The sequence below is a fragment of the Streptomyces sp. NPDC046881 genome (genome assembly GCF_040645015.1).
Taxonomy (GTDB): Bacteria; Actinomycetota; Actinomycetes; order Streptomycetales; family Streptomycetaceae; genus Streptomyces.
The window spans coordinates 19679-41048 of the sequence record NZ_JBEYXJ010000065.1; the positions used below are offsets into that span (position 1 = coordinate 19679).

The 21370-nt window shown below is 70.9% G+C and carries 20 protein-coding genes and 1 pseudogene; 9 read left to right on the forward strand and 12 right to left on the reverse strand.

Annotation, left to right across the window (positions count from 1 at the left end):
- The first annotated feature begins 136 nt into the window (after window positions 1–136).
- The 5 genes from ABZ923_RS26645 (at window position 137) to cseC (ending at window position 4590) form a co-directional block, all read left to right on the forward strand.
- Complete coding sequence (locus ABZ923_RS26645; RefSeq protein ID WP_361476197.1) at window positions 137–1012, forward strand: A/G-specific adenine glycosylase; 876 nt, start codon at window positions 137–139, stop codon at window positions 1010–1012.
- 273 nt (window positions 1013–1285) lie between these two features.
- Complete coding sequence (locus ABZ923_RS26650; RefSeq protein ID WP_361476199.1) at window positions 1286–1825, forward strand: SigE family RNA polymerase sigma factor; 540 nt, start codon at window positions 1286–1288, stop codon at window positions 1823–1825.
- Between the two features lie 41 nt (window positions 1826–1866).
- Window positions 1867–2466, forward strand: a complete 600-nt coding sequence (locus ABZ923_RS26655) for a hypothetical protein (protein ID WP_361476243.1) — start codon at window positions 1867–1869, stop codon at window positions 2464–2466.
- 56 nt (window positions 2467–2522) lie between these two features.
- Window positions 2523–3224 carry a two-component system response regulator CseB gene (gene cseB / locus ABZ923_RS26660; protein WP_361476201.1) on the forward strand — a complete coding sequence of 234 codons (702 nt, stop codon included), beginning with the start codon at window positions 2523–2525 and terminating at the stop codon, window positions 3222–3224.
- A gap of 13 nt (window positions 3225–3237) precedes the next feature.
- A complete protein-coding gene (cseC, locus tag ABZ923_RS26665; protein ID WP_361476203.1) occupies window positions 3238–4590 on the forward strand; it encodes a two-component system sensor histidine kinase CseC in 1353 nt (450 codons plus the stop codon).
- 54 nt (window positions 4591–4644) lie between these two features.
- On the opposite strand, the pseudogene ABZ923_RS26670 reads toward cseC, so the two are convergent.
- From ABZ923_RS26670 to ABZ923_RS26685, 4 genes and pseudogenes are all read right to left on the reverse strand, one after another.
- Window positions 4645–5494, reverse strand: a pseudogene (locus tag ABZ923_RS26670) (class I SAM-dependent methyltransferase).
- Window positions 5491–5925, reverse strand: a complete 435-nt coding sequence (locus ABZ923_RS26675) for a VOC family protein (RefSeq protein WP_361476205.1) — start codon at window positions 5923–5925, stop codon at window positions 5491–5493. Before ABZ923_RS26675 ends, ABZ923_RS26670 begins: the two are co-directional and overlap by 4 nt.
- Window positions 5922–6398 carry a helix-turn-helix transcriptional regulator gene (locus ABZ923_RS26680; RefSeq protein WP_361476207.1) on the reverse strand — a complete coding sequence of 159 codons (477 nt, stop codon included), beginning with the start codon at window positions 6396–6398 and terminating at the stop codon, window positions 5922–5924. The genes ABZ923_RS26675 and ABZ923_RS26680 overlap by 4 nt, the downstream gene beginning before the upstream one ends.
- Window positions 6399–6537: 139 nt before the next feature.
- Entirely contained in the window at window positions 6538–8109 is a 1572-nt protein-coding gene (locus ABZ923_RS26685) for an MDR family MFS transporter (RefSeq protein ID WP_361476209.1), read from the reverse strand.
- Window positions 8110–8235: 126 nt separating this feature from the next.
- Between ABZ923_RS26685 and ABZ923_RS26690 the strand changes: the two genes are divergently transcribed.
- Window positions 8236–8832 carry a TetR/AcrR family transcriptional regulator gene (locus ABZ923_RS26690; protein WP_361476211.1) on the forward strand — a complete coding sequence of 199 codons (597 nt, stop codon included), beginning with the start codon at window positions 8236–8238 and terminating at the stop codon, window positions 8830–8832.
- 48 nt (window positions 8833–8880) lie between these two features.
- Here ABZ923_RS26690 and ABZ923_RS26695 read toward each other — a convergent pair whose 3' ends face one another.
- Window positions 8881–9432, reverse strand: coding sequence for a M23 family metallopeptidase (locus ABZ923_RS26695; RefSeq protein WP_361476213.1), 552 nt, complete (start codon window positions 9430–9432; stop codon window positions 8881–8883).
- Window positions 9433–9888: 456 nt separating this feature from the next.
- Here ABZ923_RS26695 and ABZ923_RS26700 point away from each other — a divergent pair, with 456 nt between their 5' ends.
- Both ABZ923_RS26700 and ABZ923_RS26705 read left to right on the forward strand, forming a co-directional pair.
- Window positions 9889–10494, forward strand: coding sequence for an HAD family acid phosphatase (locus ABZ923_RS26700; RefSeq protein ID WP_361476215.1), 606 nt, complete (start codon window positions 9889–9891; stop codon window positions 10492–10494).
- 60 nt (window positions 10495–10554) lie between these two features.
- Window positions 10555–13596 (forward strand): NACHT domain-containing protein, encoded by a 3042-nt coding sequence (locus ABZ923_RS26705; protein ID WP_361476217.1) that lies wholly within the window; start codon window positions 10555–10557, stop codon window positions 13594–13596.
- 73 nt (window positions 13597–13669) lie between these two features.
- Here the strand turns inward: ABZ923_RS26705 and ABZ923_RS26710 are convergent, their stop codons facing one another.
- A complete protein-coding gene (locus ABZ923_RS26710) occupies window positions 13670–16195 on the reverse strand; it encodes an ATP-dependent Clp protease ATP-binding subunit (protein ID WP_361476219.1) in 2526 nt (841 codons plus the stop codon).
- 465 nt (window positions 16196–16660) lie between these two features.
- Here ABZ923_RS26710 and ABZ923_RS26715 point away from each other — a divergent pair, with 465 nt between their 5' ends.
- Window positions 16661–17350, forward strand: a complete 690-nt coding sequence (locus ABZ923_RS26715) for an SCO3374 family protein (protein WP_361476221.1) — start codon at window positions 16661–16663, stop codon at window positions 17348–17350.
- On the opposite strand, the gene ABZ923_RS26720 is transcribed toward ABZ923_RS26715, so the two are convergent.
- The 6 genes from ABZ923_RS26720 to ABZ923_RS26745 all read right to left on the reverse strand — a co-directional run bounded on the left by ABZ923_RS26720 (window position 17329) and on the right by ABZ923_RS26745 (window position 21368).
- Window positions 17329–17667 carry an Lsr2 family protein gene (locus ABZ923_RS26720; RefSeq protein WP_361476223.1) on the reverse strand — a complete coding sequence of 113 codons (339 nt, stop codon included), beginning with the start codon at window positions 17665–17667 and terminating at the stop codon, window positions 17329–17331. The genes ABZ923_RS26715 and ABZ923_RS26720 overlap by 22 nt on opposite strands.
- Window positions 17668–17870: 203 nt before the next feature.
- A complete protein-coding gene (locus tag ABZ923_RS26725) occupies window positions 17871–18404 on the reverse strand; it encodes an amino-acid N-acetyltransferase (RefSeq protein ID WP_030651520.1) in 534 nt (177 codons plus the stop codon).
- A gap of 9 nt (window positions 18405–18413) precedes the next feature.
- The gene (locus tag ABZ923_RS26730) at window positions 18414–18872 is read right to left on the reverse strand and encodes a BlaI/MecI/CopY family transcriptional regulator (RefSeq protein ID WP_361476225.1); all 459 of its coding nucleotides are present in this window, start codon (window positions 18870–18872) and stop codon (window positions 18414–18416) included.
- Between the two features lie 167 nt (window positions 18873–19039).
- Complete coding sequence (locus tag ABZ923_RS26735; RefSeq protein WP_361476227.1) at window positions 19040–19219, reverse strand: hypothetical protein; 180 nt, start codon at window positions 19217–19219, stop codon at window positions 19040–19042.
- A 535-nt stretch (window positions 19220–19754) separates the two neighbouring features.
- On the reverse strand, window positions 19755–20411 hold the full coding sequence (locus tag ABZ923_RS26740) for a hypothetical protein (RefSeq protein ID WP_361476245.1): 657 nt from the start codon (window positions 20409–20411) through the stop codon (window positions 19755–19757).
- A 159-nt stretch (window positions 20412–20570) separates the two neighbouring features.
- Complete coding sequence (locus ABZ923_RS26745; RefSeq protein WP_361476229.1) at window positions 20571–21368, reverse strand: type III pantothenate kinase; 798 nt, start codon at window positions 21366–21368, stop codon at window positions 20571–20573.
- Window positions 21369–21370 lie beyond the last annotated feature (2 nt).

A 21370-nucleotide genomic window follows, 5' to 3' on the forward strand; every position in this document is an offset into this window, starting at 1 on the left:
CCGCGCCGGCACCAACTTTTCCGGATCATCATCCCGGTAACTGCCGCAGGTGACACGGTTCTTCACATTCCGCCACGCTCGGTGACCGTACGGTCACCCATTCCGCCCGCCAACCCGTGGCAGGATCGGAAAGGCCATGACTGAGAAGCTGCACGCCCCTGTGATCGCCTGGTTCGACGCCCACGCCCGCGACCTCCCCTGGCGCCGCCCGGAGGCGGGCCCCTGGGGCGTGATGGTCAGCGAGTTCATGCTCCAGCAGACCCCGGTGAACCGGGTGCTGCCCGTCTACGAGGAGTGGCTGGCCCGCTGGCCGCGCCCCGCCGACCTCGCGAAGGAGGCGCCGGGCGAGGCGGTGCGCGCCTGGGGCCGGCTCGGCTATCCGCGCCGCGCACTGCGCCTGCACGGTGCCGCGGTCGCCATAGCGGAGCGGCACGGCGGGGACGTGCCGACGGATCACGCGCAGCTGCTGGCACTGCCCGGCATCGGTGAGTACACGGCCGCCGCGGTGGCCTCGTTCGCGTACGGGCAGCGGCACGCGGTGCTGGACACCAACGTCCGCCGGGTCCTGGCGCGGGCGGTGACGGGGGTGCAGTACCCGCCGAACGCGACCACGGCGGCCGAGCGGCGCCTGGCGCGGGAGCTGCTGCCCGAGGACGAGCGGACCGCCGCGCGGTGGGCCGCCGCCTCCATGGAGCTGGGCGCGCTGGTGTGCACGGCGAAGAACGAGGGGTGCGGTCGGTGCCCGATCGCCGCGCAGTGCGCCTGGCGGCTCGCGGGCAAGCCGGAGCACACCGGTCCGCCGCGCCGCGGGCAGACGTACGCCGGTACGGACCGGCAGGTGCGCGGCAAGCTGCTGGCCGTGCTGCGGGAGGCGCACGCGCCGGTGCCGCAGGCGGTGCTGGACCGGGTGTGGCACGAGCCGGTGCAGCGGGCCCGGGCGCTCGACGGGCTGGTCTCGGACGGTCTGGTGGAGCCGCTGCCGGGCGGTCTGTACCGGCTGCCGCTGGGCTGACGCACAGACAGGTCACAGCGCAGGGACCTCCGTTACCGAACCTTCAGGCCGACAAAGCTCCCCATAAAGGGACATCCAGGCTGCTCGCTTTACCCCGTTCGTACTTCCGTTACACAACCGACGGATAGCCGATTGCCAGCCGCAGGCTGGTCCGCACAGCCCCGTGACAACCACTCCGTAGCTTCTTCTCCGTGCCCGGCGGACCACCGGGCGCGGGAACAGCAGGACTTCAGGCGCGAGCCGGAAGACAACGGGGAACGGAGGCGGTTGAACATGGCCCAGGGCGAGGTGCTCGAATTCGAGGAGTACGTCCGCACCCGGCAGGACGCGCTGCTGCGCAGCGCACGCCGGCTTGTCCCGGACCCGGTCGACGCCCAGGACCTGCTGCAGACCGCGCTGGTACGGACGTACGGCCGCTGGGAGGGCATCGCCGACAAGCGGCTCGCCGACGCCTATCTGCGCCGGGTCATGATCAACACCCGGACCGAGTGGTGGCGGGCGCGCAAGCTGGAGGAAGTGCCCACCGAGCAGCTGCCGGACGCCTGTGTGGAGGACTCGACCGAGCAGCACGCCGACCGGGCCCTGCTGATGGATGTCATGAAGGTGCTCGCACCGAAGCAGCGCAGTGTCGTGGTGCTGCGACACTGGGAGCAGATGTCCACAGAGGAGACGGCCGCTGCCCTCGGCATGTCGGCCGGTACGGTCAAGAGCACGCTGCACCGGGCGCTCGCCCGGCTCCGTGAGGAGCTGGAGGCCCGCGATCTGGACGCACGCGCGCTGGAGCGTGAGGAGCGGGAGCGTTGCGCGGCCTGACCGGGGCCGGGCCCGACCGGGCCCTAGGCAGTACACAGGCGGTGATCGCGGTGGGGGCCGCGCTCGCCGCCCTCGCCCTTTTCGTCGCCGCGTGCGGCAGCGGGGGCACAGGAGCCCGGGACGAGGGCCCGGCACACGCCTCGGCGGTGGCCGGCGCCGCCGCCTCCCCCTCCCCCAGTCCGGCGGAGACCTACCGGCGGGTGGACCCCGTGGCGCTGGTCAAGGGCGACCCGGAGGTGTCGGGCGCGGTCAAACGGGAGCTGAAGCCGTGCAACGGCGACGAGTACCCGGTCGACGTCTCCTACGGCAATCTGACCGACGGACCGGTGGACGACGTCGTCGTCAACGTGCTGACCTGCGCCGACGCGGTCGGCATCGGCTCGTACGTGTACCGCGACGACGACGGCTCGTTCCGGAACGTCTTCAAGAGCGAGGAGTCCCCGGTCTACGCCGAGATCGACCAGGGTGTCCTGTCGGTGACCCGGCAGTACTACGAGAGGGGCGACCCGATCTCCAGCCCGTCGGGTGAGATCGTGACCCCCTACAGGTGGACGGAGGGGCGGTTCGCCCCGGGGAAGTCCACCCGCAACGAGTACAGCAAGTCGGCCGGCGGGGGCCCGACGCCCGCGCCCGACAGCTGACACCGCCGTAGGACACATTCCGACCCCACGAGACCACGAGGACTGAGAGCACCGGGATGGCAGACCAGACCCACGTCCTGTTCGTCGAGGACGACGACGTCATCCGCGAGGCCACCCAGCTCGCACTGGAGCGGGACGGCTTCGCGGTCACCGCCATGCCCGACGGCCTGTCGGGCCTGGAGGCGTTCCGGGCGAACCGCCCCGACATCGCGCTGCTGGACGTCATGGTGCCGGGCCTGGACGGCGTCAGCCTGTGCCGCCGGATCCGGGACGAGTCGACCGTGCCGGTGATCATGCTGTCGGCGCGCGCCGACTCCATCGACGTCGTGCTGGGCCTGGAGGCGGGCGCCGACGACTATGTGACCAAGCCCTTCGACGGCGCCGTGCTCGTCGCCCGGATCCGCGCGGTGCTGCGCCGCTTCGGGCACGCCGGCGGGTCCGCGCAGGACGGGTCCGCCGCCGAGGTCGGCGGCGGCACGCTGTCCTTCGGCGACCTGGAGATCGACACCGACGGCATGGAGGTGCGCCGGGCCGGGCGGCCGGTGGCGCTGACGCCGACCGAGATGCGGCTGCTGCTGGAGTTCTCCTCCGCGCCGGGGACCGTGCTCTCCCGCGACAAGCTGCTGGAACGTGTCTGGGACTACGGCTGGGGCGGGGACACCCGGGTCGTCGACGTGCATGTGCAGCGGCTGCGGCAGAAGATCGGGCAGGACCGGATCGAGACGGTCCGCGGCTTCGGCTACAAGCTGAAGGCCTGAGCGGAGCGGCGGCATGCGGGGGATTCTGCGGCACCCGGTCCGGCGCATGGAGCGCGTCGGCCTGCGCACCGGACTGAGATGGAAGGTCAGCGCGGCGATCGCGCTGGTGGCCGGTCTGGTGGCGATCGTGCTGAGCCTGGTCGTGCACAACGCGGCCCGCGTCTCGATGCTGGACAACGCGCGCGAGCTGGCCAACGACCGGGTCCTGATGGCCCAGCGCAACTACGAGCTGAACCGGGGGCGGGTCTTCCCCTACATCAAGGTCGACGACCCGGAGCTGCCGGCCGCGCTGCGCGAGAAGGTCGAGCGGGGCCGCCGGGCCAGCGATGTCTCCGAGCACGGCGGGGCGGCGGACATCTGGGCGGCCGTCCCGGTGAAGGACGGCCATGTGCTGTCCCTGCACAGCCATCTGCCGGACCGCAGCTCCGGCATGCTCCAGGACCTGGACCAGGCCCTGGTCATCGGCTCGGTCGCGGTGGTGCTCGGCGGCAGCGCGCTGGGCGTGCTGATCGGCGGGCAGCTGTCCCGCCGGCTGCGCAAGGCGGCGGACGCGGCGACCCAGGCCGCCAACGGCGAGACCGACATCCGGGTGCAGGAGGCCATCGGCGGGGTCGTACGGGACGAGACCGACGAACTCGCGCGCGCGGTGGACGCCATGGCGGACGCGCTGCGCCAGCGCCTGGAGGCGGAGCGGCGGGTCACCGCGGACATCGCGCACGAGCTGCGCACCCCGGTGACGGGCCTGCTGACGGCCGCCGAACTGCTGCCGCCGGGCCGGCCCACGGAACTGGTCCTGGACCGGGCCAAGGCCATGCGCACCCTGGTCGAGGACGTCCTGGAGGTGGCCCGCCTGGACGGCGCCTCGGAGCGGGCCGAGCTGCAGGACATCATGCTCGGCGAGTTCGTGGCGCGCCGGGTCGCGGCCAAGGACCCGGACGTCGCCGTACGGGTGGTGCACGAATCGGAGGTCACCACCGACCCGCGGCGGCTGGAGCGGGTGCTGTTCAACCTGCTCGCCAACGCCGCCCGGCACGGCCGGCCGCCCGTGGAGGTGACCGTGGAGGGCCGGGTCATCCGGGTCCGCGACCACGGCCCCGGCTTCCCGGAGGAACTGCTCGCCGAGGGGCCGAGCCGGTTCCGCACCGGCAGCAAGGACCGCGCCGGGCAGGGCCACGGGCTCGGGCTGACCATCGCGGCCGGCCAGGCCCGGGTGCTGGGCGCCCGCCTGACGTTCCGCAACATACGCCCCGCGGGCGCGCCCCCCGGCGTCACCGCGGAGGGCGCGGTGGCCGTCCTGTGGCTACCGGAACACGCCCCGACCAACACGGGCAGCTACCCGATGCTGCCGACGTCGGGCGGGAGCTAGGCCGTGTCCGGCCGAGGGTGCTGCGGCAACCGGCCCGCACACCGCCCCGGCGGCTCATGTGACGGCCAGCACCAGTTCCTCCGCTCTGGAGGGGCGCAGGCCGTCCGGGCGGGCGGTGAAGTAGCGGCGGGTGAGTTCCTCGGCCGGTACGTGGCGGGCGTCGCGGAAGCCGGCGCCGCGGACCAGGGCCAGTATCTGCGGGGGCGTGAAGTAGCTGAGGAACGGTGTGTCGGCGGCGCGCGCCCCGCTCCGCCGCCTGGTGGAAGGGCCGCAGCCCGGGCTCGACGTCCTCGGCCGGCCGCAGGAACGTCGTGGCGAGCACCGAGCCCGGAGCGAGCGTCGCCACCTGCCGGAAGCTCGCCTCGACGGCCTCCCGGGTGAGGTACATGGTGACGCCGGTGCAGGCCACGACCGCCGGGCGGCCCGGGTCGAGACCGGCCGCGAGCAGCCGCCCCCACCAGTCGCCCTCGAAGTCGACCGGGACCAGCCGCAGCCAGTCGGGTACGCCGTACCCGAGGTCGGCGAGCCGCCTTCGCTTCCACTCCTGCGGCCCGGGCCGGTCCGCCTCGAACACCCGCAGGCCCTCGGCGATCTCCGGCCGGCGCTGGGCGAAGATGTCCAGGCCGGCGCCGAGCAGGACGTACTGGTCCACACCCCGCGCGGCCTGCTCCACCACGAGGTCCTCGACGAACCGGGCCCGGGCCGCGATGGACGCCCGCACCGGCCGGGTCTCCCGCTCGTCCATGTCCGGCCGGGAGCGCCAGTCGTCGCCGGGATCCGCCAGCCGCAGCCCGATCTCGTCCGCGATGACGTGCGGCGGCGGATCGGCCCGCAGGTGCAGCGCCCGCCACAGCGCGGTCCTCACCGCCGTGTGGTCCGGCAGCACGGCCGGCCGCGCGGTCACCCGAAGTCCTTGGAGAAGTCCAGCTCCTTGCTGCGCTGGGTCAGCGAGTACCAGTTGCCGCTGTCGTCGCGGAAGATCGCCTCGATGCCGTACGGCCGCTCCTTCGGCTCCTGCACGAACTCCACCCCGCGGGCCCTGAAGGTCTCGTAGTCCCCCCGGCAGTCGTCCGTGTGGAACGCCCCGGCACCCAGCACCCCCTTGGCGACCAGCTTCTTCAGCGCCTCGGCGGACTCGGGGTCCAGACCCGGGCCGTCCAGGCTCATCAGGGCCAGCTCCAGACTGGGCTGGTCCACGGCGCCGACGGTGATCCAGCGCATGTCGCCCAGGGCGAGGTCGGTGCGCACCTCGAAGCCCAGCTTCTCGGTGAAGAAGGCCTTCGTCCGCTGCTGGTCGGTGGTCCACACGGTGCTGATGGCCAGGCCTTTGATCATGGCTGCGCTCTCCTGTCGCGGGGCTGCTGTTCCTGCTCGTCACCGTAGGCAGCGCCGGGCGCGGCACGCTTCTTCGATGTTGCGGTGTTGAAACCGCCGGCCCAGAGCATGGCGTAGCAGCCGGGTATGAGGGCGGCGCCGCGGCCGACGTGCTCGGTCCGGTACTCACTGGGGGTGAGGCCGGTACGGGCCTTGAAGCGGGCGGAGAACGTGCCGAGGCTGCTGAAGCCGACCAGGGTGCAGATCTCGGTCACCGTGAGGTCGGCGCTGCGCAGCAGCTCCTCGGCGCGCTCGATCCGCCGGTGGGTCAGGTACTGGCCGGGCGTCTCGCCGTACGCCTCCTTGAAGGCGCGCAGGAAGTGGTACCGCGAGTACCCGGCGTGGGCCGCCACCGCGTCCAGGTCCAGGTCCGGGTCGGCCCAGTCCCGGTCCATGGCGTCCTTGGCCAGACGCAGGCGGCGGATCCTGTCCATGCGCCGATGGTGACACGGGGGTCTGACATCGCCTGTGCACCCGCGTCGACCAGCGCGAACACCGCGGTCTCGGGAGCGGGCGGGAACGGCCGAAGGCCCCGGCGGCGGACACGCGCCGGGGCCTTCGGACTCGGGTTGCTCAGACGGCCTCGATCACGGCCTGCGGCGCCGGGTCGGCGCCCTCCGCGGGAGCCTTCGGGCCGCTGCCCTTGAGCGGCACCTCCTTGACGAACAGCGCCGCGATCAGCACCACCAGCGCGATCCCGGCACCGAGCAGGAACGCCGAGTGGGTGCCCGAGGACACCGCGTGCTGGTAGGCCTCACGTGCCACGGCAGGCAGCTTCTGCAGGCTCTTGGCGTCCAGCTGCGCCGACTTCTCGGTGATGTTCTTGCCCAGCGCGCCGGCCCGCTCGGCCATGACGTCCTGCACCCGGTGGTTGAACAGGGCACCCATGATGGCCACGCCGAAGGAGGAGCCGAGGGTACGGAACAGGGTGGTCGAGGAGGACGCCACGCCCATGTCCTTCATCTCCACGCTGTTCTGCGCGACCAGCATGGTGATCTGCATCAGGCAGCCCATGCCCGCGCCGACGACGGCCATGTAGATGCCGGAGGTCAGCCGGGTCGTACCGGTGTCCATCAGGGACAGCAGGTACATGCCGACGATCATCAGGACACCGCCGGCGATCGGGAAGATCTTGTATCGGCCGCTGTTGGTGGTGACCCGTCCGGCGACCATCGAGGTCACGAGCATCGCGCCGAGCATCGGCAGGAGCAGCAGACCGGAGTTGGTCGCGGAGGCGCCCTGCACAGCCTGCTGGTACAGCGGCAGGAACAGGGTGGCGCCGAACATCACGAAGCCGGTGATGAAGCCGATGACCGACATCAGGGTGAAGTTGCGGCTCCTGAAGATGTGCAGCGGCAGGACGGGCTCGGCGGCCCGGGTCTGCCAGAACACGAACCCGACCAGCGCGGCCACGCCGATGCCGATCAGCTCCATGATCCGCGCGGAGGTCCAGGCGTACTCGGTGCCGCCCCAGGTGGTGACCAGCACAATGGAGGTGATGCCGACGGTCAGCAGGACGACGCCCAGGTAGTCGATGCCGGCCTTGGAGCGCTTCCTCGGCAGGTGCAGCACGGCGGTGACCAGGGCGAGGGCGACCGCGCCCAGCGGCAGGTTGATGTAGAAGGCCCAGCGCCAGCCCCAGTTGTCGGTGATGGTGCCGCCGACCAGCGGGCCGCCGATCATCGCCAGCGCCATGACGCCGGCCATCATGCCCTGGTACTTGCCGCGCTCCCGCGGGGGGATGAGGTCGCCGATGATCGCCATGACGCCGACCATCAGACCGCCGGCGCCCAGGCCCTGCACGGCCCGGAACCCGATCAGCTGACCCATGTCCTGGGCCATGCCGCTCAGCGCCGAGCCGATGAGGAAGATCACGATCGAGCTGAGGAAGGCGCCCTTGCGGCCGTACATGTCACCGAGCTTGCCCCAGATCGGGGTGGAGGCCGCGGTGGCCAGGGTGTAACCGGTGACAACCCAGGAGAGGTGCTCCAGGCCGCCCAGTTCGCCCACGATCGTGGGCATCGCCGTACCCACGATCATGTTGTCGAGCATCGCGAGCATCATCGCGATCATGAGTGCGAGCAGCACTACTCGCACACTCCTGGGCTGTTTGCCCTCTGCGGTGGTTTCGACTGCGTCCGCCATCGTCTTCCCGTTTCCCCCTGCGGCGTACTTACTTGCCGCCCGGCTAGTTATCACTACACTGGGAAGGTAGACGCGCTACTAGCCGGGCGTCAAGTAAGTTTCCGCCGGGGCGCGAGGAGTACGAGGATGGGCCTCACCATGGACGGCACCAAACAGCAGCGCCGCGGCAACACCCGCCAGCGCATCCAGGACGTGGCGCTCGCACTCTTCGCGGAGCAGGGCTACGAGAAGACCTCCCTGCGCGAGATCGCCGAGCGTCTCGACGTCACGAAGGCGGCCCTGTACTACCACTTCAAGACGAAGGAAGAGATCATCGTCAGCCTCTTCGAGGACCTGACGAAGCCGATCCTCGAACTGATCGAGTGGGGCCGGGGGCAGCCGCACACGCTGGAGACCAAGCAGGAGATCATCCGCCGCTACAGCGAGGCGCTCCAGGGCGCGGAGCCGCTGTTCCGCTTCATGCAGGAGAACCAGGCGACGGTACGGGAACTGCGCATCGGCGACACCTTCAGGGACCGGATGCGCGACCTGCGGGACATCCTCATCAACCCCGAGGCCCAGCTGGTCGACCAGGTCCGCTCGGTCAGCGCGATGTTCACGCTGCACGCCGGGATGTTCGTGATGCAGGACATCGAAGGCGACCCCGAGAAGAAGCGCGAAGCCGTTCTCGAGGTCGCCCTGGACCTGATCGCACAGGCGCACGAGCACGCCCGCGGGAACTAGGGTCTGTCGTTCGGATCACGCCGGGCTGATCCAAACGACAGACCTGGGTCAGACCTTCACGCCGTGGGCGCGCAGGAAGGCGACCGGGTCGACGGCGGAGCCGTAGTTCGGGGTCGTACGGATCTCGAAGTGCAGGTGCGGGCCGGTGGAGTTGCCGGTGGAGCCGGACAGGGCGATGTGCTGGCCGGTCTTCACGATCTGGCCGGGCTGGACGTCGACCCGGGACAGGTGCGCGTACTGCGAGTAGGTGCCGTTGCCGTGCTGGATGACGACGGCGTTGCCGTACGCCGGGCCGTCACCGGCGCCGTTGGGGCCGGCCTTGACGACGGTGCCGCCGTGCGCGGCGACGACGTCGGTGCCGGTCGGCACGGCGAAGTCCTGGCCGCTGTGCTTGGCGACCCAGTGGCCGCCGGCCTGCGCGAAGCTCGCGGAGAGCGTGTAGCTCTTCACCGGGTCGACCCAGGAGCCGGCGGACGCGGTGGCGGCGCTCGCGACCCCGCCACCCAGCACGGCCGTGGCGCCGATTCCGGCAGCCAGGACGGTCACACGGGCGCGGAGCGAGGACGAGCGGGCGGAGCGGGACGTGAAGCGCTTGATCATCTGGACCTCGTGGATTCGGGAGCAGGTCGGCCACCCGGCGCACGGACGTCCGGGGAGACATCCGGCCGAGCGGCCATACCTTGGTAACCGAGCAGCCCAGTCATCCCAAAACGGCCCATCTACGGCAGTGGGTCGTAGATGCCCGCGAAACGAACCGCTTTCTTGACAGCCCCGCCCTCCGGCCAACCGGCCCCTGACGACGGGGTTCTTACGTGCGGCATTGCAAGGCAAAGTTCTCTTTTTGTCCCGTTTTGCCCACCCGGCACATCCCACTATCCCGGCTAGTACCGGACATTTCGCCTGTGCGCCTTATCACCGGGGACGCAAACCGGCGACCGCGGAAATGTGACGCAGGCCTCTAGGCGCCTACCCCCCGGTAACCCTACGGTTCCCCTCGCGCCACCCTCGCCTCAGATCATGCCCCTGACATTCAGAGACGCGAGAGGACCCCCACCGATGACCAGACGCCCCTGGGCGCGCCGCATTTCCGTGACCGCCGTCTCCGTGGCCGCCCTGGCCGCGACGGCCGCCCCGGCCGAGGCGGCGACCACGAGCACCTCCTCCGCGAAGGTCGACTACGCGACCTGGCAGCAGGACTGCCGGACCGTCATGGACCAGGCCCTGCCGTACCTGAAGGACCGCATCGCCGCCGCCCGGCCCGGCGAGAAGCAGGCGATCGTCCTCGACATCGACAACACCACGCTGGAGACCGACTTCGGCTTCAGCTACCCCCAGCCGGCCAACAAGCCGGTCCTGGACGTCGCCCGGTACGCCCAGGAGCACGGCGTCTCCCTCTTCTTCGTCACCGCCCGGCCCGGCGTCCTGTACTGGCCCACCGAGTACAACCTCGAACACGACGGCTACGACGTCTCCGGCCTCCACGTCCGCGGCCTGTTCGACCTCTTCAAGGACGTCGCCGCCTACAAGACCGCCCAGCGCGTCGGCATCGAGAACGACGGCTACACGATCATCGCCAACATCGGCAACAGCGCCACCGACCTGTCCGGCGGGCACGCCGAGAAGACCTTCAAACTGCCCGACTACGACGGACAGTTGTCGTAACGCGCGGAGCACACGCTGGCTAGGCTCCATCCGTACGTCGTACGCACACGGGGGTGGCGGATGGAGCCGGCCGTACTGGGGAGCAAGCTGGCCTCCGGCCTGCTCGGCCCGCTGGTGAGGAAGCTGTTCGTGCAGGACGGCCCGGGCGCGGGCCTGGTGGACCGGCCGGTCCGGCTGTCGGCGCTGGTGTCGTTCCGGGGCGAGAAGCGCACCCTGGGCGAGCGGGAGGTGCAGCGGCTGGCCGAACGGATCGTGGCTCAGGCGGTGGAGTCGCCGGGCGAGCCCCCGTTCCCCGCCGACGAACAGGCAGCCGTTGCCGACGCGCTCGCTCGCCGCCTGCTCGCCCTCGGCGACCTGGACATGGACGACGTGCAGGCCGTGCGGCTGGGCGCAGCCGAACTCGCCAGGCAGCTCCGCCACCGGTCCGGTTTCCTGAACCCGCAGCCCCTCTCGGCGGACGCCCGCCACTTCCTCGACTCCGCGACCGAGTGGGCCTGCCTGCAGATCCTGGAGTTCTTCACCAGGCGGTCGTCCTTCGTAGCCCGCACCCTGGTCGAGCAGAGCCGTGCCCAGGCGGAACTCATCGCGAAGGTGGACGAGCTGATCGCCCGCACACCACGCCCCGACGCTCGCGACACGGCCTTCGAACGCCGCTACCTCCCGTACATCGCCGACCGCCACAACCACATCACCATCTACGGCATCGACCTGCGCGACTCCCCCGACCGGTGGCCGCTGGAAGTCGCCTACCTGAGCCTGGAGGCGACCGCCGAGGACGAGCGGCCGTCCGGCCTCGATCCCCATGAGCGCCCGCCCGCCACGGCCGGCCGGCTGCCCGCCGAGGAGGCCCTGGCCGGCGGCTCCCGGGTGCTGCTGCGCGGGGACGCCGGCTCCGGCAAGACGACGCTGGTGCAGTGGCTCGCGGTCACCGCGGCCCGCACCGCCGACCGGATCCCGTACGTCCTCCCGCTGCGCACCCTGATCCGCACCAGCCCACTGCCCGCGCCGGCCGCCTTCCTGACGGCGGTGAGCTGCCCGCTGACCCCGCCGGAGGGCTGGGCCGAGCGCGTGCTGGCCGCGGGCCGGGGCCTGGTCCTGGTCGACGGCCTGGACGAGATCCCGGCCGCTGAGCGCCACCGCACGCGCGACTGGCTGCGCTCGCTCCTCGCGGCCTACCCCGGCAACGACGTCCTCCTGACCTCCCGACCGACCGCCGTACGCCCCGACTGGCTGGCCGAGGAGGGCTTCCGGGAACTGACCCTGGCCCCGATGCGCCGCACCGAGGTGGCGACGTTCGTCCACCGCTGGCACGAGGCGGCACGGGCACCGGAGTACGAGCAGCCGCTCCTGGACTCCCTGCATACCAAGCGCGACCTGGCCCGGCTGGCCACCAACCCCCTGATGTGCGGCCTGATCTGCGCCCTGCACCGGGAACGCCGGGGCTATCTCCCCACCGGCCGCAAGGAGCTGTACGACGCCGCCCTCACGATGCTCCTCGCCCGCCGGGACCGGGAGCGGGGCATGGGCGCCGAGCTGGGCGAGGAGGCGCAGCTGGAGCTGCTCCAACGGTTGGCGTACGCGCTGGTGCTGAGTGGTCGTACGGAGATGGACGCCGACACGGCCGAGGGCATCGTGGAGCGGTGTCTGCCGACGGTCGCCTCGGCGCAGGGGGACGCGGCGACCGTGCTGCGGACACTGCTGCTGCGGAGCGGTTTGCTGCGGCAGCCGGCCGAGGGCGCGGTGGACTTCGTGCACCGCACCTTCCAGGACTACCTGGGCGCGCGGTACGCGGTGGCGGAGGGCCACCTGGATGTCCTGGTCAGCCACGCCGACGACACCCAGTGGGAGGACGTCATCCGCATGGCGGTGGCGCACGCCCGGCCCCGGGAGCGGGCTTCTGTCCTACGGCGGTTGCTGGCCGGGCAGTCGCCCCGCCTGACCCTGCTGGCACTGGCCTGCCTGGAGCACGCGACGGCGGTGGAACCGGGTGTACGGGCCGAGGTGGAAGCACGGGCCGCATCCCTGATCCCGCCGCGTACCGCGGAGGACGCCAGGGCCCTGGCGGAGGCGGGCCCACTGGTACTGGAGCTGCTGCCGGGGCCGGAAGGGCTGACGGACGAGGAGGCGCGGGGTGTGACGGTCGCCGCGTCACTGCTCGGCGAGGAGGCCCCGGAGGGCGCGCTGGCGGTCCTGCGACGGTTCCGGGAGCATCCGGACCTGGATGTACGGCGGCAGCTGGTGGGGACCTGGTCGCGGTTCGACGCCGATGTCTACGCGGCCGAGGTCCTGGACCACCTGGACCGCACGGACCTCGTCCTGACCTGCGAGTCGGTCGAGCACCGCGCGTCCGTGGCCGGGATGCGCCCCTGGAGCCACCTGTCCTTCCACGGCCCCCAGCGGATCGAGGACATCCTCGCCGCCATACCCGACCCCGAGACGGTGCGGTGGCTGGACCTGCGGGACAACCCCCAGCTGGCCGACCTCGGCTCGCTGGCGCCCTTCCGCTCCCTGCGTGCGCTGACCCTGGTGGACTGCCCGGCGGTGCAGAGCCTCGACGGCCTGTCCGCGCTCCCGCTCGACGATCTCCAGCTCAGCCGTGTCGGGTCCCTGGCGGGGCTGCGGTCCCTGGAGTCGCTGAAGCACCTCTCGGTGGGACAGGAACTGCCGAACACCGACCTCAGGCACGCCCTGCCGGTCGGCGCCCCCCTCGAAGGACTGAGCCTCGGACAGGGCAGTACGAACACCACGGGGCTGCGCGGGCTCCAGCACTGGACCGGCCTGCGCAGCCTGACCCTCGGGCACCTGACCAGTGAGGTGACAGCCGGCAGCTGGGCGGCGCTCGCCGAACTGCCCCGGCTGACCGAGCTGAACGTGAACGCGCACATCGCCCGCGCGTTCCCCCGCTGTTTCGAGCGCATGCGGGAGATGCCCGGTGTCAAGGTGCTGCGGGTCACCGGCATGCACGGTGACGAGTACCTCTCCGCCCTGGCGGCCCGGCTGCCGGGTCTGGAGCGGGTTTTCCTGCACGCCCTGTCCGGGCGGCAGTTCCCCGTCTCGCGCTATGCCCATTTCTTCCCCCAGGCGGAGGTCGCCCTGCTGTAGCCCCCCGCGAACGCCGAAAGGGGCCGGTGCCCGAAGGCACCGGCCCCTCATGCTCGGCCGTTCGGCAGGACGCTTACGCGTCCTTGCTCAGGTTCGGTCCGGCACCGCCGGCCGCCTGCTCGATCGGCGGGACGTCCGGGAGGGCCGACTTCTCCTCGCCCCGGAAGGTGAAGGTCTGGGCGTCGCCCTCGCCCTCGGTGTCCACGACCACGATGTGACCGGGGCGCAGCTCGCCGAAGAGGATCTTCTCCGACAGCGAGTCCTCGATCTCGCGCTGGATCGTGCGACGCAGCGGACGCGCGCCCAGCACCGGGTCGTAACCCTTCTTGGACAGCAGCTCCTTGGCGGACTGGGAGAGCTCGATGCCCATGTCCCGGTCCTTCAGGCGCTCGTCCACCTTGCCGATCATCAGGTCGACGATCCGCAGGATGTCCGCCTGTGTCAGCTGCGGGAAGACGACCACGTCGTCGACGCGGTTCAGGAACTCGGGACGGAAGTGCTGCTTGAGCTCGTCCGACACCTTGTTCTTCATGCGCTCGTAGTTGGTCTTCGTGTCACCCGAGGCCGCGAAGCCCAGGTTGAAGCCCTTGGAGATGTCCCGGGTGCCGAGGTTGGTCGTCATGATGATGACCGTGTTCTTGAAGTCCACGACCCGGCCCTGGGAGTCGGTCAGGCGACCGTCCTCCAGGATCTGCAGCAGCGAGTTGAAGATGTCCGGGTGGGCCTTCTCGACCTCGTCGAAGAGGACGACGGAGAACGGCTTGCGGCGCACCTTCTCGGTCAGCTGGCCGCCCTCCTCGTAGCCCACGTATCCGGGGGGCGAACCGAAGAGACGCGACACCGTGTGCTTCTCGCTGAACTCCGACATGTCGAGGGAGATCAGCGCGTCCTCGTCACCGAAGAGGAACTCGGCGAGCGCCTTGGACAGCTCGGTCTTACCGACACCGGACGGGCCGGCGAAGATGAACGAACCACCCGGACGCTTGGGGTCCTTCAGACCGGCGCGCGTGCGGCGGATCGCCTTCGACAGCGCCTTGACGGCGTCGTTCTGGCCGATGACCCGCTTGTGGAGCTCGTCCTCCATGCGGAGCAGGCGGCTGGACTCCTCCTCGGTCAGCTTGAAGACCGGGATACCCGTCGCCGTGGCGAGGACCTCGGCGATCAGCTCGCCGTCGACCTCGGCGACGACGTCCATGTCGCCGGCCTTCCACTCCTTCTCCCGCTTGGCCTTGGCGGCCAGGAGCTGCTTCTCCTTGTCGCGGAGGGAGGCGGCCTTCTCGAAGTCCTGCGAGTCGATCGCGGACTCCTTGTCCCGGCGGACGGCGGCGATCTTCTCGTCGAACTCGCGCAGGTCCGGCGGAGCGGTCATCCGGCGGATGCGCATCCGGGAACCGGCCTCGTCGATCAGGTCGATCGCCTTGTCCGGCAGGAAACGGTCCGAGATGTAGCGGTCGGCCAGGGTGGCCGCCTGGACCAGGGCCTCGTCCGTGATGGAGACGCGGTGGTGGGCCTCGTACCGGTCACGCAGACCCTTGAGGATCTCGATCGTGTGCGGCAGGGACGGCTCGGCGACCTGGATGGGCTGGAAGCGGCGCTCCAGGGCCGCGTCCTTCTCCAGGTGCTTGCGGTACTCGTCCAGCGTGGTCGCACCGATGGTCTGGAGCTCACCGCGGGCCAGCATCGGCTTCAGGATGGAGGCCGCGTCGATGGCGCCCTCGGCGGCACCCGCACCGACCAGCGTGTGCAGCTCGTCGATGAACAGGATGATGTCGCCGCGGGTGCGGATCTCCTTGAGGACCTTCTTCAGGCGCTCCTCGAAGTCACCGCGGTAGCGGGAGCCGGCGACCAGGGCGCCGAGGTCCAGCGTGTAGAGGTGCTTGTCCTTGAGGGTCTCGGGCACCTCGCCCTTGACGATGGCCTGGGCCAGGCCCTCGACGACGGCGGTCTTGCCGACGCCGGGCTCACCGATCAGGACCGGGTTGTTCTTCGTACGGCGGGACAGCACCTGCATGACCCGCTCGATCTCCTTCTCGCGCCCGATCACCGGGTCGAGCTTGGACTCACGAGCGGCCTGGGTGAGGTTCCGGCCGAACTGGTCCAGGACGAGGGAGGTCGAAGGCGTGCCCTCGGCCGGGCCGCCCGCGGTGGCGGTCTCCTTGCCCTGGTAACCGGAGAGCAGCTGGATGACCTGCTGCCGCACCCGGTTGAGGTCTGCACCCAGCTTGACCAGGACCTGGGCGGCGACGCCCTCGCCCTCACGGATCAGGCCGAGCAGGATGTGCTCCGTGCCGATGTAGTTGTGGCCCAGCTGAAGGGCCTCGCGGAGCGACAGCTCCAGGACCTTCTTGGCACGGGGGGTGAAGGGGATGTGCCCGGACGGGGCCTGCTGGCCCTGACCGATGATCTCCTCCACCTGCTGACGGACCGCCTCAAGCGAAATGCCGAGGCTCTCCAGGGCCTTAGCGGCGACACCTTCGCCCTCGTGGATGAGACCCAGGAGGATGTGCTCGGTGCCGATGTAGTTGTGGTTGAGCATCCGGGCTTCTTCCTGAGCCAGGACGACAACCCGCCGCGCGCGGTCGGTGAACCTCTCGAACATCGTTAATCGCTCCTCAGAGCGGTCAGGCAGTGGGGGGAACTTCCCCTCCCTGTCCTTCCGCAGCTTAGTCCCGCAAGCGGGGACCGCTCATTCCAACTGCCGACACCGTCGATGGCCTCCTGACCGTGTGCGCCGACATCTGTCCCAACCCGATGGTGCGAGACGATGTTCCCGCAGGCCAGGCAGTTACCCCAGTCGCCAGTACGCCGATGGCGAACGTGAGACGGCCTGTCCTGCGTGTCGCCCCCTCCCACTAGGCATGTCTTACCCGCAGGGACTGACACTCCATGCGGCGCGCCCCGGTTCCCTCCGCTATGGGCGAACAACCTTGCGCCTCCCCGGGCCCCCACGCGCCTCGTTTTCCCGCACTCTGCGCAGCCGACAGGGCACCCAGCGTAACCCGAAGGGGGGTTCGGCGTTTCACTTGGCATGGTTGGCTCGGTCTCCACGACCTCCACGGTCCCCATGACTTCCACGGTCCCCCTTCCTCGCCGGCCCTTCGACTCGAACGCACCCCTCGCCGGTGGTCGCTGCGCCGGTCCGGACGCCCGGGCCCGGCACTGGTACGAGAACGTTCTGGGGTGGCCGACCGTGCCCGGACGGCCGTTGCGGCTGCTCACGGGGGTGCGGTTCGACGTGCTGGACGTGCCGGCCGAGGCGGGCGCGCAGGCGCTCCGGCATCTCGCGCCGGGTTCCCCGGTGGCCCTGCGGGGCGAGCGGATGGAACTGCTGGTGGCCGCGGGCGGCGCGGAGGAGCTGCCCGGGCTGCTGGACTGGCTGGAGTGGGGCGCCGTACGTCTGGACCTGCGGGTCCGCGGGGCGGGCGACACCCTGGAAGCACCGCGTCCGCCCATCGGGTCCGCTGCTTCACGCCCTGGCGGGCCGGCATCCGTACGGTCCGGCTCCGTACCGCGTGACTCCGTGCAGGGGGCCGCCGTGTGGCTGCGGCCCCCTGAGCCCGGACGCGAGGTCGAGGCCTCGCTGCCGGCCATGCCGGCCGTGCCGGCCGTATCCCCCGTGGAGCGCGAGGGGAGCGCCCCCGATCTCGTACGACTGGTGGACACGGTGGCAGCGCACTGTCACCGGGTCCGGCTGCGGCGCGCGTGCGCCGGACACCTCGCCGACCGGCGGGATCAGCCGTTGGCCTTCTCGTAGGCCTCACGGATGGACGCGGGAACCCGGCCGCGGTCGTTGACCTCGTAACCGTTCTCCTTGGCCCACGCGCGGATCGCCGCGGTGTCCTGGTTGCCGCCGCCGGAAGCGGCACGCGCCTTTCCACGCCCACCGGAGGAGCGGCCACCGGTACGGCGCCCACCCTTCACATAGGGATCAAGAAGGCTGCGCAGCTTGTCCGCATTGGCAGTCGTGAGATCGATCTCGTACGTCTTGCCGTCCAGTGCGAACGTCACGGTCTCGTCCGCCTCGCCGCCGTCGAGGTCGTCGACAAGAAGGACCTGAACCTTCTGTGCCACCGCATTTCCTTTCATCGATAACGTTGAGGGTCGGGGGTGTGCGGCGTCCGCCGTTTCGCCGCCCCTGTTATATGCAGTACTGCAGTACGTCGGAAAGCAAACCGCTTTTGCCGGAAAAACACAAACCCTCGGGAGTGACCGAGCGGACCGCCCGCGCCCGGAAACATACGCGTTTCGGACATAGGGCACCGGGGCAATGACGATCACAGATGCAGAAGCATCCGACTGTTGCCCAAGGTGTTCGGCTTCACTCGTTCGAGACCCAGGAACTCCGCGACGCCCTCGTCATAGGAACGCAAGAGCTCCGCGTACACATCGGTGTCGACCGGTGTCTCGCCGATCTCCACGAAGCCGTGCTTCCCGAAGAAGTCCACTTCGAAGGTCAGGCAGAAAACCCGGCGAACGCCGAGCCAGCGCGCGGTCTGGAGCAACTTCTCCAGCAACTGGTGGCCGACGCCGGCGCCCTTGAGGCCGGGCTTCACCGCCAGAGTGCGGACTTCCGCGAGGTCCTCCCACATGACGTGCAGCGCACCGCAGCCGACCACCTCGGCGTTGTCGTCGCGTTCCGCGACCCAGAACTCCTGGATGTCCTCGTAAAGGGTGACCGTGGCTTTGTCGAGCAGGATGCGGTCGCGGACGTAGGCGTCGAGGAGGCGGCGCACGGCCGGGACATCGCTGGTCCGGGCCCGCCGGACGGTGATGGCTTTTGCGGAGACTTCGGGACGCTCTGCTGACATGAGCGGACGCTATCGCCCGGCCGTGTCCTCCGCCGAGCCGGGGTTCTCCTCTTGGCGGGCTTCGGGCGCTTCCCGTCGGCGGGCTTCGGGGGCTTCCCGGGTTTCTTCCGGGCCCTGGACGATGCGCACGGCGTCCCTGAGGGCCTGGCGCTGTTCCTCGCTCATCATGCCGAAGAAGGCGACGAGAGCGGCGGCGGGGTTGTCGCTCTGCGACCAGGCGTCGTTCATCAGGGCGGCGGCGTACGCGGCGCGTGTCGACACGGCCTCATATCGATAGGCCCGGCCTTCCGCCTCACGACGGACCCAGCCCTTCTGATGGAGATTGTCCAAAACCGTCATCACGGTGGTGTACGCGATGGAGCGTTCCTGCTGCAGGTCTTCCAGGACTTCCCGAACGGTCACCGGGCGGTTCCACTTCCACACCCGCGTCATGACCGCGTCTTCGAGTTCTCCCAATGGGCGAGGCACACCTCAGAACAATAGTGGGAGATCCCGGCAATGGCGTGCCGGACGTGCGCTAGGGCTACAAACGCGAACAAAAAGGGCGTACGACGCGCAAAGCACGCGGGCGCGCGGAGTCGTACGCGGGGGGCGGCCCGGGGGTCGGCCGGGCGCACCGAAGGCCTGCGGGCCGCTCAGGCGTCGCTGCCGGCGGAGGCCTTGCGCGCACCCTCCACGCGCGCGAGCGCGGCGTCGACGGCGGCGTCCTCCTTGGCCTTGGCGGCCCCGCCCTGGGTCTTCACGATCACCCTGACCACACCGATGAAGAACACGGCCATGACGACCGGAGGCACGAGCGCGGAGACGTAGTCCATGCCCCCAGAGTAGCCACGGGGACCCGGGCGAACGGCCCGGGGGCACACGAACCGCCGCGAAGCCCACCACCGAGAGCCCGCTTTACCGGGACGCCGCGCGGGCGGTTCGGGCCGGGGCAGACGATCCCACGGACCGGATGCCGTCGGCGGCGGATCCGCGCCGCAGGGGTCACCGCACGGGCGGTGCGGTGGGAAACCCATCGCCCCACGGACCCGAGGCCGCCGACGGCGAAGCCGCCCCACAAGGCCCGCCCGCACCCGACCACGAAGCCGCACGGTCGGTACCGGCGGGAAACACACGCTCCCCGGACCCGAGGCCGCCGACGGCGAAGCCGCCCCACGAGGGCCACCCGCACCCGACCACGAAAGCCGCACGGGCGGTACGGGTGGGAAACCAATGCCCCCCGGCCCCGAGGCCGCCGACGGCGAAGCCGCCCCACGAGGGCCACCCGCACCCGACCACGAAAACCGCACGGGCGGTGCGGGTGGGAAACCAATTGCCCGCGGGCCGGAGGCCCCCGGCGGTGGTGGAGGGCTAGCCCGCGGCCAGTTGGCGGGACTCCGGAGGGGTCGGCTTGCGGCGGGGGAAGACCTCGCCCGGCGTCGGAATGGGCCGCTTCGGCGCCCCCGGCTCCGACGCGGGCCGCTCCGCGGGGCGGGGCGCCGGCTTCGGTCCGGGCTCCGCGGGCTCCTGCGGGGTCTCCGACGGCTCCTCGGCCTCCCCGTCGCCCTGGCGCACCCCGGCCTCTCCCGCGCCGCCCGCAAGGGCCGTCAGGCGCGTCCGCGCAAGCGGCACGGCGGGCGCCGGCACCTTCCTCGCGCCCTGCGCGAACCGCGCCCGTACGTCCTGCTCGGCCAGCCCCTGGCAGCGGTCCAGCAGCGCCGCCGCCCCGGCGTTCCCCCGCAGCGCCCGGAGCGCGGCGAGGTCGTCCGGCGTCGGCCGGTGCCCGGCCCCGAGCGCCTCCTCCAGGAGGCTCAGATAACCGGAGACGGTGCCCGGCAGGGCGGCCCGGTAGCGGTCCAGGTCGGCCACCAGGAAGGCGCGCAGCCTGGCCCCCTCGCACATCGCCTCGTCGAGCGACTCGGCGAGCCGGAAGCAGTCCTGCACGTCCTCGGCGGAGGCGTGGCCGGGGTGGAGGGCGAGGGCGAGGGCGCGGCGGAGCACTCGCAGCTCCTCCACGCCGAACGCCATGCCGCCGCGGGATCCGTATGGCGTGGGCATGCGGCGACGCTACCGACTAATCGGACAAAAGTGAGGAATCCGGATGTCGATTCGCTGCGTGTCGTTCCCGGTTTCCCTCGTCCGGTGTCACGGGCGGGGCCGGCACGCGCGCGGGGCGCCGGCCGCCCCTCACAGCCGCGAGACGTTCCGCTCGTACACCAGGCGCAGTCCGATCAGCGTGAGCCAGGGCTGGTGCTCGTCGATCACCGAGGACTCCCCCAGCACCATCGGCGCGAGCCCGCCCGTGGCGATCACCGTGACGTCGTCCGGGTCGTCGGCCAGCTCCCGGGCCATCCGGCCGACCACGCCGTCGACCTGTCCGGCGAAGCCGTACACGATGCCCGACTGCATGGCCTCGACGGTGTTCTTGCCGATCACGTTCCTGGGTCTGGCCACCTCGATCTTCCGCAGCTGGGCGGCCTTGACCCCCAGCGCCTCCACCGAGATCTCGATGCCGGGGGCGATGACCCCGCCGACGTACTCCCCGCGCGCGGAGACCGCGTCGAACGTGGTCGCCGTACCGAAGTCGACGACGATCGCCGGGCCGCCGTACAGCTCGTTCGCCGCGACCGCGTTGATGATGCGGTCGGCGCCGACCTCCTTGGGGTTGTCGAACTGGATCGGCACGCCGGTCTTCACCCCCGGCTCGACCAGCACCGAGGGCACGTCGCCGTAGTACCGCCGGGTGACCTCGCGCAGCTCGTGCAGCACCGACGGCACGGTCGCGCAGATCGCGATGCCGTCGATGCCGTCGCCCAGTTCCTCGCCGAGCAGCGGGTGCATGCCCATCAGGCCCTGGAGCAGCACCGCCAGCTCGTCCGCCGTGCGGCGCGCGTCCGTGGAGATGCGCCAGTGCTCGACGATGTCCTCGCCGTCGAACAGGCCGAGGACGGTGTGCGTGTTGCCGACGTCGATCGTGAGCAGCATGG